The sequence below is a fragment of the Paenibacillus sp. 19GGS1-52 genome (genome assembly GCF_022369515.1).
Taxonomy (GTDB): Bacteria; Bacillota; Bacilli; order Paenibacillales; family Paenibacillaceae; genus Paenibacillus_AQ.
On sequence record NZ_CP059724.1, the window covers coordinates 2,903,967 to 2,924,911 of the forward strand.

Annotated in this window: 17 protein-coding genes; all 17 read left to right on the forward strand. The window is 47.1% G+C overall.

Annotated features, from left to right (window positions below):
* Position 1 precedes the first annotated feature (1 nt).
* The 17 genes from H1230_RS13845 to yfmF all read left to right on the forward strand — a co-directional run bounded on the left by H1230_RS13845 (position 2) and on the right by yfmF (position 20,945).
* Complete coding sequence (locus H1230_RS13845; RefSeq protein WP_239716221.1) at positions 2–949, forward strand: bifunctional riboflavin kinase/FAD synthetase; 948 nt, start codon at positions 2–4, stop codon at positions 947–949.
* Between the two features lie 149 nt (positions 950–1,098).
* Positions 1,099–1,368, forward strand: a complete 270-nt coding sequence (rpsO, locus tag H1230_RS13850) for a 30S ribosomal protein S15 (protein WP_036656390.1) — start codon at positions 1,099–1,101, stop codon at positions 1,366–1,368.
* 285 nt (positions 1,369–1,653) lie between these two features.
* Complete coding sequence (gene pnp / locus H1230_RS13855) at positions 1,654–3,756, forward strand: polyribonucleotide nucleotidyltransferase (RefSeq protein WP_239716222.1); 2,103 nt, start codon at positions 1,654–1,656, stop codon at positions 3,754–3,756.
* Between the two features lie 315 nt (positions 3,757–4,071).
* A complete protein-coding gene (locus H1230_RS13860) occupies positions 4,072–5,292 on the forward strand; it encodes an IS110 family RNA-guided transposase (protein WP_239712073.1) in 1,221 nt (406 codons plus the stop codon).
* Between the two features lie 291 nt (positions 5,293–5,583).
* On the forward strand, positions 5,584–6,570 hold the full coding sequence (locus tag H1230_RS13865; protein WP_239716224.1) for a polysaccharide deacetylase family protein: 987 nt from the start codon (positions 5,584–5,586) through the stop codon (positions 6,568–6,570).
* 77 nt (positions 6,571–6,647) lie between these two features.
* Positions 6,648–7,916: a M16 family metallopeptidase gene (locus H1230_RS13870; protein ID WP_239716226.1), complete on the forward strand. Its 1,269-nt coding sequence runs from the start codon at positions 6,648–6,650 to the stop codon at positions 7,914–7,916.
* Positions 7,891–8,337 (forward strand): dUTP diphosphatase, encoded by a 447-nt coding sequence (dut, locus tag H1230_RS13875; protein ID WP_239716228.1) that lies wholly within the window; start codon positions 7,891–7,893, stop codon positions 8,335–8,337. Before H1230_RS13870 ends, dut begins: the two co-directional genes overlap by 26 nt.
* 174 nt (positions 8,338–8,511) lie before the next feature.
* Positions 8,512–9,408 carry a dipicolinate synthase subunit DpsA gene (dpsA, locus tag H1230_RS13880; RefSeq protein ID WP_239716230.1) on the forward strand — a complete coding sequence of 299 codons (897 nt, stop codon included), beginning with the start codon at positions 8,512–8,514 and terminating at the stop codon, positions 9,406–9,408.
* Positions 9,409–10,005 (forward strand): dipicolinate synthase subunit B, encoded by a 597-nt coding sequence (locus tag H1230_RS13885; RefSeq protein WP_154120234.1) that lies wholly within the window; start codon positions 9,409–9,411, stop codon positions 10,003–10,005.
* A gap of 279 nt (positions 10,006–10,284) precedes the next feature.
* Complete coding sequence (dapG, locus tag H1230_RS13890) at positions 10,285–11,505, forward strand: aspartate kinase (protein WP_239716232.1); 1,221 nt, start codon at positions 10,285–10,287, stop codon at positions 11,503–11,505.
* Positions 11,506–11,521: 16 nt separating this feature from the next.
* A complete protein-coding gene (gene dapA / locus H1230_RS13895; protein WP_239716234.1) occupies positions 11,522–12,397 on the forward strand; it encodes a 4-hydroxy-tetrahydrodipicolinate synthase in 876 nt (291 codons plus the stop codon).
* A 523-nt stretch (positions 12,398–12,920) separates the two neighbouring features.
* Positions 12,921–14,597 carry a ribonuclease J gene (locus tag H1230_RS13900; RefSeq protein WP_239716236.1) on the forward strand — a complete coding sequence of 559 codons (1,677 nt, stop codon included), beginning with the start codon at positions 12,921–12,923 and terminating at the stop codon, positions 14,595–14,597.
* Between the two features lie 192 nt (positions 14,598–14,789).
* On the forward strand, positions 14,790–15,569 hold the full coding sequence (locus H1230_RS13905; protein WP_481857140.1) for a ClpP family protease: 780 nt from the start codon (positions 14,790–14,792) through the stop codon (positions 15,567–15,569).
* A complete protein-coding gene (locus H1230_RS13910; RefSeq protein WP_239716238.1) occupies positions 15,566–15,778 on the forward strand; it encodes a YlzJ-like family protein in 213 nt (70 codons plus the stop codon). Before H1230_RS13905 ends, H1230_RS13910 begins: the two co-directional genes overlap by 4 nt.
* Positions 15,779–15,856: 78 nt before the next feature.
* Positions 15,857–18,520 (forward strand): FtsK/SpoIIIE family DNA translocase, encoded by a 2,664-nt coding sequence (locus H1230_RS13915; RefSeq protein WP_239716240.1) that lies wholly within the window; start codon positions 15,857–15,859, stop codon positions 18,518–18,520.
* A 165-nt stretch (positions 18,521–18,685) separates the two neighbouring features.
* Positions 18,686–19,543, forward strand: coding sequence for a spore cortex-lytic enzyme (gene sleB, locus H1230_RS13920; protein ID WP_239716242.1), 858 nt, complete (start codon positions 18,686–18,688; stop codon positions 19,541–19,543).
* Between the two features lie 160 nt (positions 19,544–19,703).
* Complete coding sequence (yfmF, locus tag H1230_RS13925; RefSeq protein WP_239717311.1) at positions 19,704–20,945, forward strand: EF-P 5-aminopentanol modification-associated protein YfmF; 1,242 nt, start codon at positions 19,704–19,706, stop codon at positions 20,943–20,945.

Genomic DNA, 20,945 nt, shown 5'->3' on the forward strand with positions numbered 1-20,945 from the left:
CGTGAGAACTGTAACGTTAACCTATCCAATGTCGTCGGAGACTGCTGCGCATTGGGCACAGCCTCAAGTGGCTGCCCTAGGGCAGTTTGATGGCCTGCATCGCGGACATGCCAGCGTCATTAGTTCCGCTGTAGCTATGGCCCGCAAAGAAGGCGTGCCGGCTGCAGTCATAACTTTCCACCCTCATCCGAAGGATGTTATGGGCAAGGGAGATTATGAGGGATATTTGACACCACAAAGGGATAAGCAGCAGTTGCTTGCCGGAATGGGCGTAGATATTCTGTATATTGTTGAATTCAATGAACTATTATCCCAGGTGAGTCCGAAGAACTTCGTCAATATCATGCTGCTGCCGCTGCAAATTGTAACAGCAGTGATCGGATTTGATTTCCGCTTTGGCTACAAAGGCGAAGGCGATGCGGACATGCTTCGTAAGCTGGGAGAAGGCGTAATGGCTGTGGAAACTGTGCCCCCGTTCCTGCTTGAGGGACAGAAGGTAAGTAGCTCCGGTATTCGGAAATCCCTCCAGAACGGCGAGCTTGCGCTGGCCAACTCATGGTTCGGACGATGCTATCATCTGCGTGGGGTGGTAGGGCATGGAGAAAAGCGGGGGCGTACAATTGGATTTCCAACCGCAAATATTCAACTGGATGATCCATTTGTCGTTCCTGCAAAGGGTGTTTATGCGGTCAGAGTCTTTTATAATGATGAAATTCTGCCTGGTGTCATGAATGTAGGTGTGAAACCTACCTTTCACGATGGCGTAATTGCTCCGACCTTTGAGGTGCATCTGTTCGATTTTGCTGGGGACTTATATTATCAGGAACTCAAGGTAGAATTGGTTTCATACATTCGTCCTGAGCGTAAATTTGATTCTATAGAAACTTTGATCGCGCAGATCACAGCAGATGCCGAAACCTCCAAAAAAGTTTTGGGAACTAATTCATAAACTGCCCGGACAAGTCGTTTACTTTTATCTATGAAGGTGCTATACTGATTAACGTTGCTGGACTGACGGCATCATAACCTTAGCTTGGTTGTTCGTTCTCACCGACGGTAACGAGGCTACAGGCGATTATATTGAAGGAGGTGAACAGGATGGCTTTGACTCAAGAACGTAAACACCAATTGATTGACGAGCACAAAACTCACGAATCCGATACTGGATCCCCTGAGGTGCAAGTTGCTATCCTTACGGAGAACATTGTTAATTTGACTGACCACTTGCGTACACACAAGAAGGATCATCATTCTCGTCGTGGATTGTTGAAGATGGTTGGACAACGTCGTAAACTTTTGGCATATCTGAAGAATAAAGATATCAGACGTTATAGCGCCCTGATCGAAAGACTGGGATTGCGTCGTTAATATCCAATAAGATTAACCTTAAAGCAGCCTGGTTGTATACCGTATGTCCTTCTCGGAGCGACAGCGGGACAGCCGGGTTGCTTTTTGAAAATTTAGGGTAAACTTTACAAGCAAGATGATATTATTCGCAAAAACGGCTGCTTTACCTCTATTGTGAGGCCAAGCCGTTTTTGCTTGTATTGCATACAGTACCGGCTACTTCGACAGTTATTCGGTTTCAATTAGATTATTTCATTAACCTGCTATATTGAACAGCGGGTCTACTACCATTCAAGGAGGGGTTTTATGGAACAACGTGTAGAAATGCAACTGGGCGGAAGACGCCTTGTGCTGGAAACCGGCCGCTTGGCCAAACAAGCCAACGCAGCTGTAATGGTGCGTTATGGGGATACTGCAGTATTGTGTACGGTTACAGCTTCAAAGGAACCAAAGGATTTGGATTTTTTCCCGCTTACAGTGAACTATGAAGAAAAATTATATGCGGTAGGGAAAATTCCAGGTGGATTTATTAAACGTGAAGGCAGACCTAGTGAAAAGGCTATTCTGTCTTGCCGTCTGACTGACCGTCCAATTCGTCCTTTGTTCCCAGAAGGCTTCCGTAATGACGTGCAGGTATTGAATATGGTCATGAGTGTGGACCAGGACTGCTCACCGGAAATTGCTGCTATGATTGGTACTTCTGCGGCACTGAGTATTTCTGATGTTCCTTTTAGTGGTCCAATCGGAGGCGTGGCTGTAGGCCGGGTCAACGGAGAGTTTGTAATTAATCCTGATATTGCTCAACAAGCTGCAAGTGATCTATATCTGGTTGTTGCAGGTACCTATAACGCTATCATGATGGTAGAAGCGGAAGCTAATGAATTAACGGAAGATGTTATGCTCGAAGCGATCATGTTCGGACATGAAGAAATCCGTAAGATTGTAACAACCATTGAAGAACTGGTGAAGCTAGCTGGTAAAGAAAAGATGGCTGTGAAGCTGCATGCAGTGGATGCTGTTGTGAATACTGAAGTTCGTGTTTTTGCAGAAAGCCGCTTGGTGGATGCAGTGAAAATTGCTGAGAAGCATGCTCGTCAGGAAGCTATAGATGTTGTGAACGATGAAGCGGTAGCGTATTTCGCGGAGAAATACATAGAAGCGCCGGAACTTCTAAAAGATGTCAAAGAAGCATTGCATGACATCGTTAAAGAAGAAGTAAGACGTCTCATTACCCATGATAAAGTTCGTCCAGATGGTCGTAAGCTTGACGAAATTCGTCCAATTGAATGTGACACAGGTCTGCTGCCACGTACACATGGCTCCGGTCTGTTTACTCGCGGTCAGACTCAAGTACTCAGCGTATGTACGCTTGGTGCATTGGGTGATGTGCAAATTCTGGATGGTATCGATCTGGCCGAAACGAAACGGTTTATGCATCATTACAACTTCCCTCCGTTCAGCGTAGGTGAAGCCCGTCCACTAAGAGCACCAGGTCGTCGTGAAATTGGTCACGGAGCATTGGGCGAACGTGCGTTGTCCAAGGTTATTCCTAGTGAAACCGAATTCCCTTACACTATTCGTCTGGTATCTGAAGCTATTGAATCTAATGGTTCTACTTCCCAAGCAAGTATCTGTGCCAGCATATTGGCAATGATGGATGCAGGTGTACCAATCAAAGCACCGGTTGCCGGAGTAGCTATGGGTCTCATTAAGGATGGAGATCACGTTTCGATCCTGACTGATATTCAAGGCATGGAAGATCACCTTGGCGATATGGACTTTAAGGTAGCAGGAACAGCAGAAGGAATTACGGCTATTCAGATGGACATTAAGATTGATGGCATCGACCGTAAAATTCTGCAGGACGCATTGCAGCAGGCTAAAGAGGGACGTTTGTTCATCTTAGACAAAATGCTTGAAGTGATTGCAGAACCAAGACCTAACCTGTCCAAATACGCTCCAAAGATTATTATCATCAACATTAACCCGGACAAAATCCGTGATGTTATTGGTGCTGGCGGTAAGATTATTAACAAGATCATCGAAGAAACCGGCGTGAAAATTGACATCGAACAGGATGGCCGTGTATTCATCGGTTCTTCTAATGAAGAAATGATCCAAAAGGCTCGTTCTATTATCGAAGGCATTGTGCGTGAAGTGCAAGTCGGCGAGATCTATGTGGGTACAGTAAGACGTATCGAGAAATTCGGGGCGTTTGTCGAACTGATTCCAGGCAAAGATGGTTTGGTGCACATTTCCCAACTGTCTACTGAACGCGTAGCTAACGTAGAAGATGTTGTAGCCATCGGTGATAAGATCACTGTAAAGGTCACCGAAATTGATCAGCAGGGTCGCGTCAACTTGTCGCGCAAAGCTGTACTGACCTCGGAAAGCGGAGCTAAGGCATAAGATTGTTTTAGTCCAAACTGAATGTTTAAAAAGAGACAGAGACGAATGCGTTCTGGCTCTTTTTTTTAAAATATAAGACACCCATGCCGCTGCGCGGCATCACTGAGGAATGAAAATATTGTCTATACTGGTTACTGGGCTGGCGAAGGTAGGTCGGAAATTCTTGGTGTCACGAACCCGCATATAAGACGGACCCCAACGACCCGGTGCATCACAGATTGTTGCTCCCTACGGGGAAGCACGCAGGGCAGAATAACCTTAGCATTGGTCTTTGCACCAGCCTTAATTACCGCCAGCAGGCAGGAGACGCAAACCGTGGAAATACTCATTGAACGTTGCTGTGGATTGGATGTGCACAAGAAGAGTATCACAGCATGTATCATCACCTCGAAAGGAAAGGAGATTCGGAGTTTTGAAACATTGACTCGTCGGCTGATTGATCTGGTAGATTGGATCAAAAGCGAACGGTGCACCCATGTCGCGATGGAGAGTACCGGAGATTACTGGAAACCCATTTATAATCTGCTAGAAATGGAAGACCTTGAGCCACTGGTCGTAAACGCCCAGCATATCAAAGCCGTGCCAGGACGCAAAACGGACGTGAAAGATGCAGAATGGATAGCGAAATTACTCCGGCATGGGTTGGTGCAAGGCAGCTACATTCCGAATCGGGATCAACGAGAACTTCGGGAAATTATCCGTTATCGCCGAAGTATCATTGAAGAACGCACGCGTGAAGTGAACCGGCTGCAAAAGGTACTAGAAGGCGGCAATATCAAACTTTCGTCGGTAGCGTCTAATGTGCTAGGCGTGTCTGGACGAAACATGCTGGAAGCGATGATTCAAGGAGAAAGTGATCCGTCCATCCTGGCTGACTTTGCGCAAAAGAAGTTAAAGGCCAAGAAAGAGCAATTGAAACTTGCACTGGAGGGAAGCCTAGGTCCCCATCAATTATTAATGCTGGAAAAACAGTTGTCGCATATCGACCAATTGAATGAGTTAATCACGGAACTGGATGAAGAGATCGAGCGCCGAATGAGCCCTTTTGCTGAGGATCTGAAGTTGTTGGATACCATCCCCGGTGTCGGTAAGCGAACCGCTGAGCAAATTCTGGCGGAAATTGGGACAGACATGACACGGTTTCCAAGTGCAGGACATTTATGTTCCTGGGCAGGGATGACTCCAGGTCACGATGAAAGTGCGGGGAAGAAGAGATCCGCCAAAACCCGAAAAGGGAACAAAAAACTACGAAGTGCACTCGTAGAATCAGCGCGAGCCGCAGGACGAAAAAAGAACACCTACCTGTCGGCGCAATATCACCGAATTGCAGGCAGGCGAGGGAAAAACAGAGCGGCCGTGGCCGTTGGACACAGCATTTTAGCGATTGTATACATCTTGTTAACGCGAAGACAAGAATATAAGGAACTAGGATTTGACTACTTCGACCAACGAAACCACGATATGGTAATGAACCGTTCTATTAAACGTTTGGAATCCTTGGGATACCAAGTGAATCTGAGTGAGCAAACGGCCTGACGGCCGAAATTAAAAAAACAAAACATGGGGTTTGTTTTCGTATGCGTAATTTTAGTGTTCTAGAGCAATTTTATTTTCAGGGCAGAAATTATATGTTCCACCCAATAACTTATCCTTACATTTCTCGAAGAAACGGATGCCATCCATAGAAGGACGGCGAATCCGTTTCTTCTTGATTAAGATTAGGTATCCGTTCTTGTGCATATTTTCTTCTGAAGGCTCATAGGCTGGGACTAGCGTCATAGTGGTTGTACACTAATTGATCAGTCTCTGCCGGGGAGGAAGTTTGTCATGAAGACGGAAAAAGCAGCGCTAGTGCTAGCCTGTATTGCCATAGTAATAGGAATTGGGAGCAGTCGTGGGCCCGTTAAGGATATGCTGGCTCAAATGAGGCTGCAGAGTGGAGTGCCTGTCTGGAGCAATGCTCCTAAGCAGCAGGATGATGCTCTGCGCAGGCAGATTGAGAGCGCAGCAGCCAAGCTTGCCGCAACTCCCGTAGATGCCACCGTTGACCGGGTTTGGAAGGCGATTCCAGGGTACAACGGGTTGGAGGTTGATGTCGAGACTACGTATCGGGATGCTCTTTTGCAGGGGAGGACTACCCCGGTCAAATATGTATATCGGCAGATCGCACCGAAGGTATCCCTTGATGATCTGGGAGCGCAGCCTATTTACCGGGGGAATCCGGCTAAACCGATGGTTTCGCTTATGATCAATGTGGCATGGGGGAACCAATATATTAAACCGATGCTGGATATTCTCGATGAGGAACAGGTGAAGGTTACCTTTTTTCTGGATGGCAGTTGGTTAAGCCATAATGTGGAGCTAGCCGCAGAAATGCTGAAGCGCGGACATGAAATGGAGAACCACGCCTATACACACCCGAATATGAGCACTTTAAGCCAGGACAGGGCCACTGCTGAAATTGAGAAAACGCAAAAGCTACTGAAGCAATCCCTTGGCGTGACCAATAAATGGTTTGCACCGCCTTCTGGTGATTTTGATCAGGAAACTGTGGAGATTGCCAGCAGGTTGGGCTTGAAAACGGTGCTGTGGACACTGGATACCGTCGATTGGCGCAATCCGACACCTGAATCGATCATTGCCAAGATTACAGCCAAGGTAGAGCCGGGTACGCTGATTCTAATGCATCCGACAGCCTCCTCTTCTAAAGCGCTGAGAGGCATGATCAGAGGAATTAAAGGAAAAGGACTAAAGCTAGGCACTGTCAGTCAAACCCTGTCAGCGGAGCGTCTGACGCCCTCTACAGTTGAGTGAACGGGCAGGTTCTGGTAGGATGGATAAATGCGTCATAATAATGAATAGAAACATGGCTATGCCAGGAGGATTTTGAATTGGAAAAAATATTGTTATCCAACGGTTTGCGAGTAGTTCTGGAGAAAATTCCTACTGGACGATCCGTCTCCTTCGGAATCTGGGTGAAGACGGGCTCCCGGAATGAGCTTCCCGAAAATAATGGGGTTTCCCATTTTGTTGAACATATGCTTTTTAAAGGTACGGATCGTTATAGTGCTAAGGATATTGCGGAGCAATTTGATGCTATAGGCGGTAATGTTAATGCCTTTACCTCTAAAGAATATACATGTTATTATGCCAAAGTGCTGGATGAGCATCTTCCGATTGCTGTAGATGTGCTGGCTGACATGTTCTTCCGTTCACGAATGGATGCTGAAGAGCTGGCGAAGGAAAAGAACGTTATTCTTGAGGAAATTTCCATGTGCGAAGATACGCCGGATGATCTGGTGCACGAATTGATGTGTGCAGCCGCTTATGGCGACCATCCACTTGCCTATACAATACTGGGTCTGAAGGAACGGTTGCAGGAAATGACGCCTGACCATCTCCGAAGCTATATGAAGGATCAATATACGATCGAAAATACGGTGATCAGCGTAGCTGGTAATATTAATGATGGGCTTATCGAGCTGCTGGAGCAGCATTTTGGTTCGTTCACTAATCATGGCACCGCTGCACCGCTGTCTCCACCCATTTTTCATGGCGAGCTGGTATATCATCGTAAAAAAACAGAGCAAAATCACATCTGCCTCTCCCTTCCAGGTGTAGAGTCTGGCGATCCACTGCAATATGCAATGGTGTTGCTGAATAATGCTATCGGAGGCGGGATGAGCTCGCGGATGTTCCAGGAGATTCGTGAAAAGCGCGGTTTGGCCTATTCAGTCTATTCTTATCACAGCTCCCAAGCGGATAGTGGATTGTTTACTGTGTATGCTGGGACTGCACCTAAGCAGACAAAGGCTGTCATGGAGTTAATTAAAGAAATGATGTACGATCTGGCTACCAAAGGTCTTAGTGAGGATGAGCTGAGAAAAGGCAAGGAACAGCTTAAAGGCAGCCTCATTCTTAGTCTGGAAAGCACAAGCAGCCGGATGAACCGTATTGGTAAAAATGAACTTATGCTCGGAAGACACGATACACTGGATGATATGATATCCAAAATTCAAGAGGTTACCATGGAGGATGTGGATAGTGTGCTGAACCTAATGTTCGCTGAGCCACTTGCACTAGCCATGGTGGGCGCAACAGACAAAGCCATTGCAAATGTTAGGAGAGATGATCTTGTCTTACTACGTACAAATCAATAAGCTTCCAGGAAATGAAGATGTATTCATCCCCCGCAAGATGTCAGAGCAAGCCTCGGGTTATGATTTGTACGCCGCGGTTGAGAGTGAAGTTGTGTTAGTTCCGGGAGCGCGGGCATTGATTCCAACAGGAATTTCGCTGGCCATGCCGGATGGACTAGAGGCACAGATTCGCCCACGCAGTGGACTGGCGTTGAAGCATGGCATTACCTGCCTGAATACACCAGGAACCATTGATGCGGATTATCGTGGAGAAATCAAGGTGCTGCTGATCAATCTGGGGCAGGAGCCGTTTGCCATTGCTCGCAATGAGCGGATTGCCCAAATGGTATTTCAGGCAGTGCCGTCAGTAACTTTGGTTGAAGTGGAACAGCTGACTGAAACTGAACGGGGCGACGGAGGCTTCGGACATACCGGAAAATAATAATATTATTATAAAAAGCTTGCGAAATCATGCCTTAGGGCGCGATTCGCAAGCTTTTTTTTGGAATTAAGAGGTAGTGTGTGAAATCCTCTGACGGCTTTTCACCCATCCTGTTAGCCCAGCATAAGATGCTCTATAGTCGAAAAGTGTAAATTTGAAAGGAGCGTCATCCCTATGCTTACTGGCATCAGGATCGTGTTCCTGGGCGGGGACGCGAGACAGATTGAAGTGATTCGCAAATGTGTGGAAATGGATGCTACGGTAAGCGCTGCCGGGTTCGATAAGTGGGAGGCCCCAAGCCCAGGGGTGAGCCTTGAACAAATGTCGGTGGAGCTGTTAAGTAATGCTGATGTACTTGTGCTGCCTACGGTAGGCTGTGATGATGTGGGAAATATTAATGCACTACTGTCTTCTCATCCCCTTCAATTACTCGAAGCGCATATTGCTGCATTGCCGTCACATTGTAAGGTTTATACCGGTATGGCCAAAAGCTACCTGCGTAACCTGTGCGCTAGGCAATCGTTAAAGCTGGTAGAACTGCTAAATCGTGATGATGTAGCCATTTACAACTCCATCCCTACTGCGGAGGGAGCGCTGGTTATGGCGATCCAGAATACCGATTTTACTATTCATGGTTCTACATCCATGGTGCTTGGGATGGGCAGGACTGGATTCACAATGGCAAGAAGTCTTCAGGGATTGGGTTCGAGTGTAAAGGTAGGTGTAAGAAGACAGGAGCATTATGCTCGTGCAGAGGAAATGGGCTGGAAGCCTTTTATGACTGAAGAGCTGCTGCTGCATGTGCCGGATGTTGATCTCATATTTAATACCATTCCGAGCATGATTATTAACGCGCAGATCCTTTCGCGTCTCTCACGGCATTGTGTAATTATCGATTTGGCTTCCGCTCCGGGCGGATGCGATTTCCGATATGCGGAGAAGCGTGGAATTAAGGCGATACTGGCTCCGGGACTGCCTGGAATCGTTGCCCCTAAGAGCGCTGGGATTATTATGGCAAATGCGCTGATACAGTCGATTTCCGACGACACTCTAAACAGGGGGGATGAATAAATGGATTGGCACGGAATTACAGTAGGTTATGCGATAACTGGATCTCACTGCACATTTGCTGAAGTAATGCCGCAAATCCAGCGGTTTATGGATGGGGGAGCGAACGTGGTGCCAATTGTTTCCGCATCGGTGCTGGGAACGGATACTCGCTTTGGCACATCGGAAAATTGGTTAAAACAGTTGAAAGATATAACAGGGAATGATATCATTTCTACAATTGTTGAAGCGGAACCGCTAGGTCCTTCCAAGCTGCTGGATGTGCTGACCATAGCACCTTGCACTGGGAATACAACGAGCAAATTGGCAAATGCCATGACAGATAGTCCGGTGCTAATGGCGGCTAAATCGCAAATGCGCAACGGACGTCCCCTTGTACTAGCCATATCCACCAATGACGGATTGGGACTGAATGCTGCGAATATTGCAAAGCTTCTGGTAACCAAGAATATTTATTTTGTTCCGTTCGGCCAGGATAACCCGCAAGGTAAGCCGAACTCACTCGTGGCGCGAATGGATCTTATCCCAGAGGCCTGTTATGCTGCTCTGCAGGGTAATCAGCTGCAGCCGATGATTATCGAACGGTTTCATTCAGCATAGTCCTACTAGATGAACTAACTGATCCAGCTGTATACTAAAAGGGGAGATGAGCCAAATGAGCATCCATGTTACGGCATGGAACGCCGTGCAAATAGCTGGAATCGTCGCTTCCCAACAAACATAGTCTTTTTAGCTGCCGCCCCCACTCTGGAGGCGGTAGAACCATTTGTTAACATAATCTAAGGCGAAACTTGCGTATGGAAACCTCGTTCCATTTTGTGGGGATCTCCCTGCGTTTCTGTTAGTTTGTTTGCTTTGAAAGTAATGGAGGAATTATACATGGGTATTTTGGTGCAAAAATTTGGTGGGACATCGCTCTCAACAGCTGGAGCTAGGGAACACGTCATTCGTCATGTCAAAAGAGAACTGGCAAGCGGCTATAGCCTGGTTATTGTAGTATCAGCAATGGGCCGCCGTGGCGAGCCCTATGCGACAGATACACTACTGGATTGGGCCGTTCAGAACGGCGACGCGCTTCCAGATCGGGAAAAGGATCTGTTAATGTGTTGTGGTGAGATTATCTCCGCTACTACATTGTGTGGGCTGCTAGTAAATGAGGGCATTCTCTCTACAGTATTAACAGGGGCCCAAGCAGGATTTGTGACTGATAACAGCTACGGGAATGCCAGAATACTGGATGTGCGTCCAGAACGTATTCTACGTGAGTTGCGCGAGCATAAAGTAGTGATCGTAACCGGATTTCAGGGTCAGACAGAAGCTGGTGATTTCACAACTTTGGGCAGGGGGGGAAGCGATACCTCGGCGACTGCACTCGGTGCTGCACTGCGTGCAGATATGGTTGATATCTATACAGATGTTAACGGAATACTCACAGCGGACCCGCGTATCGTTGAAGATGCCAGGCCACTGACAGTAGTCAGCTACACTGAAATTTGCAATATGGCCTATCAAGGGGCAAAGGTAATTCATCCCCGTGCAGTAGAAATTGCCATGCAGGCGCAGATACCGGTACGCGTACGGTCTACATTTTCCGAGACAGAAGGTACACTGGTTACAAATCCGGAAGGATTTAGGGATATTCAGAACGGTATTGTGGACCGTTTCGTGACAGGCATCGCCTATGTTAGCAACATCACCCAAATTTCTGTAGAATGTCCTGAAGGGAATGGAACTGGCGTTCAACTGCAGATTTTCAAAAGTATGGCTGACAATGGGATAAGTGTTGATTTTATCAATGTGACGCCAACAGAAGCCTTATATACCGTCCTCGATGATAAATCAGAACGCGCTATTACAGCTCTGCAGGAGCTGGGTTTACGTCCTAAAAGCCTGTCCGGCTGTGCCAAGGTATCTGTCATTGGTGGCGGAATAAACGGGGTGCCTGGTATCATGGCCCGGATCGTAGAGGCGCTTAGTTCCCAGAATATTCAGATACTGCAATCAGCTGATTCGAATACAACGATTTGGGTGCTGGTGAAGAAGGAAGATATGGTGCAATCGCTGCGCGCATTGCATGCCAAGTTTGAATTACACCGCTGACAAGGAGGAATTCAAAGTGGATTTCGGAAGATTAATAACCGCGATGGTAACCCCTTTTGACAGAGATGGTGAGATCAACTGGGAAGCAACTTCACAGCTTGTCGATTATTTAATAGAAGAGCAGAAATCAGAAGCATTAGTTGTCTGCGGAACGACTGGTGAATCTCCAACCTTAATCGATGATGAGAAACTGCAATTGTTCTCTTTTGTAATGGAAAAGGCCGCTGGCCGCTGTAAAATCATTGCAGGAACGGGCAGTAACAGCACCAGACATTCGATACAGCTGACCCAAAAAGCAGAGAGTATTGGCGTAGATGGTGTGCTTCTGGTAGTTCCCTATTATAATAAGCCAAACCAGGAAGGTCTTTATCAGCACTTTGCAGCCATTGCTGCGGGAACCTCCCTTCCAGCTATTTTGTACAATGTTCCCAGTCGTACCGGTGTAAGTATGAGTGTTGCTACAACACTTCGACTGGCGGAAATTCCGAATATCGTGGCTACAAAGGAATGTGTGTCTGTTGATCAGATCACGCTGATTGCTGCGGCATGTCCAGTTGATTTCCATGTCTATTCCGGTGATGATTCCGCTGGCCTTGCGGCACTGGCAGTGGGTGGACACGGTATTATTAGTGTAGCCAGCCATATAGTCGGAGCACAGATGTCAGAGATGATCGATGCTTTCACTAGCGGTAATGTAAAGCTTGCTGGAGAGTTTCATCGGAGGTTATTTCCTGTATTTAAAGGATTGTTCGAATGTCCGCAGCCGTTGCCGAATCCATCCGCCGTCAAATATGCGCTGGGACTTCGGGGCTTGAATGTTGGATCAGTCAGGTTGCCGCTAATTGCGCCGACTGAGGCTGAAGCTGCATTTATTGAGGCGCTGCTTAATTAAGCAGCTGTATGACAACTTGCACAGATTTATCAAGATTAACCGGCATCTCTCTGGAGAGCCGGTTTTTAGTTTGAATTTTTATAATATTTTTCTGAAATTATGGAGATATTTTAACCAAAGAATAAGGATACGAAGTCGATGACTTGTCTTTTGCCAAAAAAATCATGTATAATGATTCTTAAGTGACTGAGTGCGGCTAAATTAAATATGCGATAATCTTCCGTCAATGTTTTACATTGTGAGACAGGATAGGTCCTTGGATGAGTCTGTTCTTTGGTGCTAGAACTTCGCGCAAGGGGCGCGGCGGTGAAATTTTGACGGCGTTTGTCCGCTTCAAACGAACTTACTGCCCGGAGTCGGGAGCTTTCGCATTGAATAATTTTACAGACTTTCGGAATTTCCTTGTTGATTTGTGGAAGCTATCAGCTGTTTGAAGATTGTGTTCAGCACCGCTGAAATATTTGAAGTTCATGTTTACAAATAAAAAGTATGACGTCCAACATCATAGGAGGGTTAGATTCATTTGTCCAAAAAAAACAACAACGATAAATTGATGATTTTCGCTTTGGGCGGAGTCGGAGAAATCGGGAAAAACATGTATGTCATTCAATATGGAGCTGACATTGTAGTCATTGATTCAGGTCTAAAGTTCCCAGAAGAAGACATGCTCGGTATTGATATCGTTATCCCTGACATCTCGTATTTGACGGAGAACCGCGACAAGGTAAGAGGCATCGTGCTCACGCACGGACACGAGGATCACATCGGTGGTCTCCCTTATGTCTTGAAGAATCTGAATGTTCCGATTTACGGAACAAGACTTACTTTAGGCCTTGTGGAGAACAAACTGAAGGAAGCGAACCTGCTTGGCGATACCAAACGAATTCTGATTGATGAAGATTCAGAAATTCAATTGGGCAATCTCACAGCAACCTTCTTTAGAACCAATCACAGTATTCCCGATTCAGTCGGCGTATGCATCGAAACACCAGAAGGCAATGTTGTTCATACAGGTGATTTCAAGTTCGACCATACCCCTGTTAACGGTCAATTTGCAAATCTGCACCGGATGGCTGAAATCGGAACTAAGGGTGTTCTTGCCCTCTTGTCCGATAGCACCAATGCTGAGAAACCAGGCTTTACACCTTCGGAAAGAAATGTCGGCATTGTTTTGGAAGATATTTTCCGCAAGGCTGAGCAACGTGTGGTTGTAGCCACATTTGCTTCCAATGTGCACCGTATTCAGCAAGTGGTTAATGCTGCTGAATCGACAGGCCGCAAGATTACGGTAATCGGCCGCAGTATGGTTAACGTTGTAGCCATTGCTTCTGAGCTTGGGTATCTCAACGTGCCGGATGGTATGCTGATTGAACCTGAGGAAATGAATAGAATGGCGGGTAACCGTGTGGTTGTTCTTTGCACAGGCAGTCAAGGCGAGCCAATGTCTGCATTGACACGTATGGCACGCTCCAGCCACCGCAAGGTAGATATCATGCCGGGCGATACTGTTATTATTGCAGCAACGCCAGTACCGGGTAATGAGAAGTATGTAGGCCGTACGATTGATGAATTATTCCGTCTTGGCGCTAATGTTATTTACAGCGGTTCCAATTCCGGCGTTCACGTTTCCGGTCACGGTAGTCAGGAAGAGCTGAAGCTTATGCTCAATCTGATGAAGCCTAAATTCTTTATTCCAATTCATGGTGAATTCAGAATGCAGCGCAGACATGCAATACTTGCAGAAGCTGTTGGCGTAGAGCCACAGAACATTTTCATCACAGAAATCGGTGAGATTGTTGAAATTCAGAACGGTGCTGCTCGCAGAGCCGGTAAGGTAACTGCAGGCAACGTACTGATTGATGGCTTAGGTGTAGGAGATGTTGGTAATATTGTCTTGCGCGACCGCAAGCTATTGTCTCAGGATGGTATTCTTGTTGTTGTTGTGACACTGAGCAAGCAGAATGGAGCAATTGTCTCCGGACCGGATATCATCTCACGCGGTTTTGTGTACGTACGGGAGTCTGAAGGACTGCTGGATGAAGCGAATCGTATTGTATCCAGTACACTGCAACGCCTCATGAGTGAAAAAGTAAACGAGTGGGCTTCGCTCAAAACAAGTGTCAAAGATTCACTTGGCCGTTTCCTCTATGAGCAGACTCGCCGTAGACCGATGATTTTGCCAATTATTATGGAAGTGTAAGGAGAACTCTCCTTAAATATATTTTGTAGGGCCAAGGCCCCTTTTCCCCGGAAATATTGGACGGTTTCCAGGGGGAGAGGGGTTTTTGTGTTGAGTTTTTGCATAATGCAGCACCCTGAAATGTCATACTAATGAAAGTTAATATGGCTGCAGAAGTAGAGAGCTGCAAGCGTAAAGGGAGAGCTGCGAACTATGGAGTACACAGAAGGATCTAACCCAGGCAAGAATGAGGAAGTTATTCCCGGTGAGGTGAGACCTGATATCAATGAGATGATGTCTCCCAGCACAATCGGGGCGCTGAAGGAGTTGGGTCAGACAGCGGTCCCAAACGGAGAGCCGGATATCTTTTGTATGACGATTATCGGCCAGATTGAAGGTCATTTCGTGCTGCCTCCCCATAATAAAACAACCAAATATGAGCATATTATTCCACAGTTGGTAGCGGCTGAGCAGAGCAAAAGCATTAAGGGTCTGCTTATTATTTTAAATACGGTAGGCGGAGATGTGGAAGCAGGACTGGCGATTGCCGAAATGATCTCCTCACTGTCAAAGCCTACGGTAACTGTAGTCATTGGAGGCGGTCATAGTATTGGAGTGCCGATCGCGGTATCTTCAAGCTATTCCATCATTGCAGAAAGTGCGACGATGACCATTCATCCGATCCGCATGAATGGTTTGGTTATCGGAGTGCCGCAGAGCTTTGAATATATGGAGAAGATGCAGGAGCGAGTGGTTAAGTTTGTTACCTCACATTCGCGAATTACCGAGAAGAAATTCAAGCATCTGATGTTCACGACCGGAGAACTCAACCGTGATATCGGGACGGCTGTTGGCGGTATTGATGCCGTTAAATATGGCCTAATGGATGAGGTTGGCGGAATTGGAGCAGCGCTCGCGCGACTTAACCGCATGATTGCCGGAAACAACACTTTAGAGTCTTCAGAGGCGATAACAGGAGGGCTTACCCAATGATTCTCTATACAGTCATGCCCATGGAACAGGTATGGGAGGGAGCACTGCATACGTTCCCACCAGTACGCGAGGTAAGCATTAAGGGAGTGTTGATGCAGGTTGAACCGCTGGAAGAAGGAAGAGCCCGTATTGTACGTCTTCTAGATTGTCCGTTGGACCGTTATTTGGATCCAAAGCTCTCTCCCGGAGCGATTATTTCGTTAACCTAAAGATGCAATTTTTGACAAAAGAGAACATAGGTACGCCACGCCATTATATGGTATAATATTGTACCGGGGGTGGCTGGCGTGGCTAAGCGAAAGAAGAAAAAGAAAAAAGCGCTGCTGGGCAGTGTTTTAAAATATGAAATATATGGAATTATGTTGATCACAATCTCTGTCATTGCGTTGTCTGGTGAAGCAGCTGTTGGACGCTCATTGTCAAGCATGGCGGGTTATTTGTTGGGCAGATTTTATTTTGTGCTGCCGTTGGCCGGTATTTTTTATGGACTAATGGTCATGATACACCGGAGGTGGCCATCCTCATGGAACAGCCGTCATACAGGTGTGCTGCTGTTGGTGCTGTCCATGTGCCTGATGAGTACGATCTCTGCGATGGAACAGAAACTGGGTCCTTTATCCATGTTACATCCGGGCAATGTGATGGCACAAGTACATAATGATCTTGCGGGATCACTTTCACCTAGTTCTAACGACAATAGCAGTGTTTATATGTTGGGTAAGGATATCAGCGGAGGATATATTGGCGGGCTGGAATATGCTGCTCTATTATGGCTGTTTGGAAGCCTTGGAGCCAAGCTGCTCATGATCGTCATGCTGGCAATAAGTTTTATGCTGGTAACCAATCTGTCCTATGTGGAGCTGTTTGGGTTGTTGCGGGTCCGTGCTGTGAAGTTTGTAGAAGGCATCCGTCATAAGGCGGCAAACCGTCCTCAGGCGGTACCGGTGACAACACGGGTAACGAAATCCAATAAGGTTTCTGCAGCTCAGCAGGTTATGCAAAACGATGACGATGATGAGGACGACGAACAATCTTTGCCTAACCGCAAACAGCCATTCTTGTTCAAAAAGCTTGCGGGGTGGATTTCCGGTACTCCACGAACGGAGGGGCTTGCTGACGATGATCAGGAGGAAGAGCTTCAGGAACCCGTCCTGAGAAGCGGTCAGAGGGGGCCAATTATATCGGGTATGGCCTCAGGCAGCGGACCTTTTTCTCATGGCCAATTGGAGAGTGATATTGCTGAAGAAGAGAATGAGCCGGTTACCCCGATCATTCGCGATTTCTTTGAGCATATCCGTTCCGAAGGGCTGAATGCAGAAGACCGCGAGGAGTGGAGTGAGTTCTCGCCTGCTGCCCGTAGTGGCGGTCCTAAGGCTGCAATTATTAGCGGAAGGGATACAGCGAGCCCACATACGGCGGATACGATGGATCCATCACAAGAGGGAGATGTGGCTATAGAGCTGGAAGGGCTATTAGTAACTACTGCTGATGGGGATATTATTCCTGTGCCGCCACTTCCACCTCCGCCCAAACCCTATAAACTTCCTTCTTTTCGTCTTTTGGCCAAGCCTGTGGGAGTCAAGGCTGGAGACCAGAATGATTATATGCAGACAGCCCGTAAGCTCGAAGCAACGCTCGAGAGCTTTGGAGTAAGGGCAAAGGTACTTGAGGTAGTAAGAGGACCTGCGGTTACCCGCTACGAGATTCAACCGGATATTGGTGTGAAGGTCAGCCGTATTGTGAATCTTACCGATGATATTGCACTTGCCCTTGCAGCCAAGGATATCCGGATGGAAGCGCCTATCCCGGGCAAGTCAGCGATAGGGATTGAGGTGCCGAATGCTGAGGTGTCCATTGTTACTATGCGTGAAGTCATGGAGACGCAGATCTTTCAGGAGGCTGAATCGAAATTAACGATTGCTTTTGGGCGGGATATTTCTGGACAGACTATTATCGGCAATCTGGCCAAGATGCCCCATTTGCTGGTTGCTGGAGCGACTGGATCAGGGAAGTCCGTCTGCATCAACGGTATTATTACTAGCATCTTGTATAAAGCGAAGCCTAATGAAGTCAAATTCCTGATGGTTGATCCCAAGATGGTTGAACTCAATATCTATAACGGAATTCCGCATCTTTTAGCACCGGTAGTCACCGATCCGAAGCGGGCCAGTCTTGCCCTGAAGAAGATTGTTGTGGAAATGGAGAAGAGATATGATCTCTTCTCCAAATCGGGAACGCGAAATTTGGAAGGCTACAATAAACTGATGAAGGATAACCCAGCCGCCGTGCTGCCTTATATCGTTGTTGTTGTGGATGAACTTGCCGACCTAATGATGGTTGCAGCCAATGATGTGGAGGATGCGATTTGCCGGCTTGCCCAGATGGCACGGGCAGCAGGTATTCATCTAATCATTGCTACTCAACGTCCTTCGGTCGATGTTATTACTGGTCTTATTAAGGCGAATATACCGTCCCGAATTGCGTTTGGTGTATCCTCTAATGTTGATTCACGCACGATTCTGGACATGCCTGGTGCAGAGAAGCTGCTTGGTCGTGGGGATATGCTTTTCCTGCCAATGGGAGCCTCCAAACCGGTTCGGGTTCAAGGTGCTTTTATGAGCGATCAGGAGGTTGAGGACATCGTTCAATATGTCAGTAGCCAAGGTGAAGCCAACTATGATGAATCCATTGTTCCGGAAATCGATGATACCACGGCAGAAGATCAGGAGCCACAGGATGAATTGTATGAACAGGCGGTGCAAATTGTACTAGAAGCGAAGCAGGCATCCGTATCATTGCTTCAGCGGCGCATGCGCGTCGGATACACCCGTGCTGCACGCCTAGTTGACTCTATGGAGGCGCGAGGGGTCATCGGGCCTTACGAAGGCAGCAAGCCACGTGAGGTGCTGATCTCCCTTGAACAGTATCATCATAATAAGATCAGCTCGTAGTTCAACAACAACATCAACAGCCAGTCTCCATTCACTCGGAGGCTGGCTGTTTTTTTTGATGGAACACTGCCTTCTTGAACTGCCATGCATAGGAAAAGCTGACTGTCGTCATAATAACTTTAGCCATCCATGCAGAACTTACAAGAGAAAGGTAGAGCGAACCTTATGAAGAAACAAAAGATGTGGATACTTGCCGCATTAACCCTTGCCTTGGCCGCCGCTCCATTTGCAGGAAGACTCGTTATGGAACCTCGTGTTGTTCACACGAATCAAAGCACGGTTGAACCGCAAGCCCCGGAGACTATTGTCATCGAGGATGAGGCTATGCCCGCCTTCAGCACAACTCCGGTCAAATATGGAGCATCCGGCCAGGATGTCTATGAACTGCAGGGGCGTCTGAAATATCTCGGTTATTACGCGGGGAATATAGACAGCCAATTCGGAGCCAAAACCAAAAATTCTGTAACCTGGTTTCAGTGGAAATTTGGTTTGACAGCAGATGGCGTAGTAGGTGCCAAAACAAAGCTGAAGCTGTATAACGCAAGCAAAAGTTGGAAGCCGACAGAACCATCTGCTTCAAACAAGACAGCTAACAATAGTAGCGCTAACACAAATACCCCGGAGAAATCGAATACAGCTGAACTAGCATCAGGAAATACAATGGGCTTAACCGAGAATGATCTCAAAATTATGTCTAACGCCGTTTATGGAGAATCCAGAGGGGAGCCCTTTGAAGGTCAGGTCGCTGTAGCTGCAGTAATCCTGAATCGTGTGAAATCCCCGAGCTTTCCCAATACGCCATCCGGTGTTATTTTCCAACCCGGTGCCTTTACTGCCGTAGCCGATGGTCAGATTTATCTGGAGCCGAATGAGCAGGCCCGCAAAGCTGTGCAGCAGGCACTGAATGGCTGGGACCCATCGGGTGGATGTATTTATTATTTCAATCCTAAGACGGCTACCTCCAAATGGATTTGGAGCCGCCCGCAGGTGAAGACGATTGGGGCGCATATTTTCTGTATGTAGCAGTATGGAGCAACCGGGTATGTACTTCCGGTTGCTTCCTTACTTTGGAATGGTTTAGAATGGATAATACTTCATAAACTATTTGTAAAGCATCTATCCACGCCGTAAAGGAGTTTTGGACTTGACTAATAATGGGTTTCATCATGGCAACGCCGCAGGCATGCGTATTCACGTATTGCCGACAAAGGCTTTTAAGACTTTCGCCATCTCACTTTATGCCGGTGTTCCGCTTGACGAGGACACAGTTACTCCTACAGCGTTGGTTCCTTTTGTACTTCGCCGAGGCACAGCATCCTATCCGGAGACAACACAATTCCGTGAACGTCTAGAAGAGCTGTACGGAGCAGGCTTCGGTTTTGATATTTACAAAAGAGGAGATTACCAGATCGTTCAATTCCGGATGGATACGATTAATGATTCCTTTGTACAAAGCAAGGAGAGCCTGCTTGCCGAATCGTTCGCTTTTCTAGGTGATGTATTAACACAACCCTTGCTGGAGGATGGAAGCTTCCGCCCGTCTTACGTGGCAACTGAACGTGAAACGGTACGTAAAAAACTCGAAGCTATCGTAAACGATAAGGCCCGTTATGCAGCTGAACGCTGTATTGAGGAAATGTGCCGCTTGGAACCTTACCGTCTGCATCCGCTTGGTCAAAGAGCTGATCTTGAGGGTATTACTCCGGAGAATCTATACCAGTCCTACAAATCCTGGCTCGATGGAGCCATTCTTGATCTCTATGTAGTCGGTGATACTACACCGGAGGAAGTGGAGAAGCTAGTCAAACGTCACTTCGGTGGTGATAAGGCAGATACAGGGATATACTCTTCCAAATTTACGCCTGTTGCGGTAAATGAGGTCCGGACGATCGAAGAGAAACTGGATGTCAATCAGGGCAAGCTGAACATGGGACTGCGAACCTCTATTACCTACAAGGATGATACATATGCGACTGCGCTTATGTACAACGGAATATTCGGTGGATACCCACACTCAAAGCTGTTTGTCAATGTGCGTGAGAAGGAAAGCCTAGCTTATTATGCCTCTTCCCGCTATGACGGCCATAAGGGAATTGGAACGATCCAATCGGGTATCGAAGCTAAGAATTACGGCAAAGCAGTCGATATCATACGCAAGCAGCTCGATGAGATGAAGGCTGGAAATATCAGTGATTTAGAGCTGAGCCAGACTAAAGCGATGATCCGCAATCTGCTCTCCGAAATTCAGGATTCCGCTTTTGAAATGATTTCCTTCGATTTTAATCGCCAGATATCCGGAAAAGATCGGTCAACACTGGAGCTGATTGAGCAGGTGGAAGCAATAGGAGCTGAAGAAGTGAAGGCTGCTGCTGATACTTTTCAGCTGGATACGATTTATTTCTTGACAGGGCAGAAGGAGGAATAG

Coding starts and splice junctions, on each gene's coding strand:
- rpsO (WP_036656390.1), top strand. CDS start 1,099: ATGGCTTTGACTCAAGAACGTAAACACCAATTGATTGACGAGCACAAA.
- pnp (WP_239716222.1), top strand. CDS start 1,654: ATGGAACAACGTGTAGAAATGCAACTGGGCGGAAGACGCCTTGTGCTG.
- H1230_RS13865 (WP_239716224.1), top strand. CDS start 5,584: ATGAAGACGGAAAAAGCAGCGCTAGTGCTAGCCTGTATTGCCATAGTA.
- dpsA (WP_239716230.1), top strand. CDS start 8,512: ATGCTTACTGGCATCAGGATCGTGTTCCTGGGCGGGGACGCGAGACAG.
- H1230_RS13885 (WP_154120234.1), top strand. CDS start 9,409: ATGGATTGGCACGGAATTACAGTAGGTTATGCGATAACTGGATCTCAC.
- dapG (WP_239716232.1), top strand. CDS start 10,285: ATGGGTATTTTGGTGCAAAAATTTGGTGGGACATCGCTCTCAACAGCT.
- H1230_RS13905 (WP_481857140.1), top strand. CDS start 14,790: ATGGAGTACACAGAAGGATCTAACCCAGGCAAGAATGAGGAAGTTATT.
- H1230_RS13910 (WP_239716238.1), top strand. CDS start 15,566: ATGATTCTCTATACAGTCATGCCCATGGAACAGGTATGGGAGGGAGCA.
- sleB (WP_239716242.1), top strand. CDS start 18,686: ATGAAGAAACAAAAGATGTGGATACTTGCCGCATTAACCCTTGCCTTG.
- yfmF (WP_239717311.1), top strand. CDS start 19,704: ATGCGTATTCACGTATTGCCGACAAAGGCTTTTAAGACTTTCGCCATC.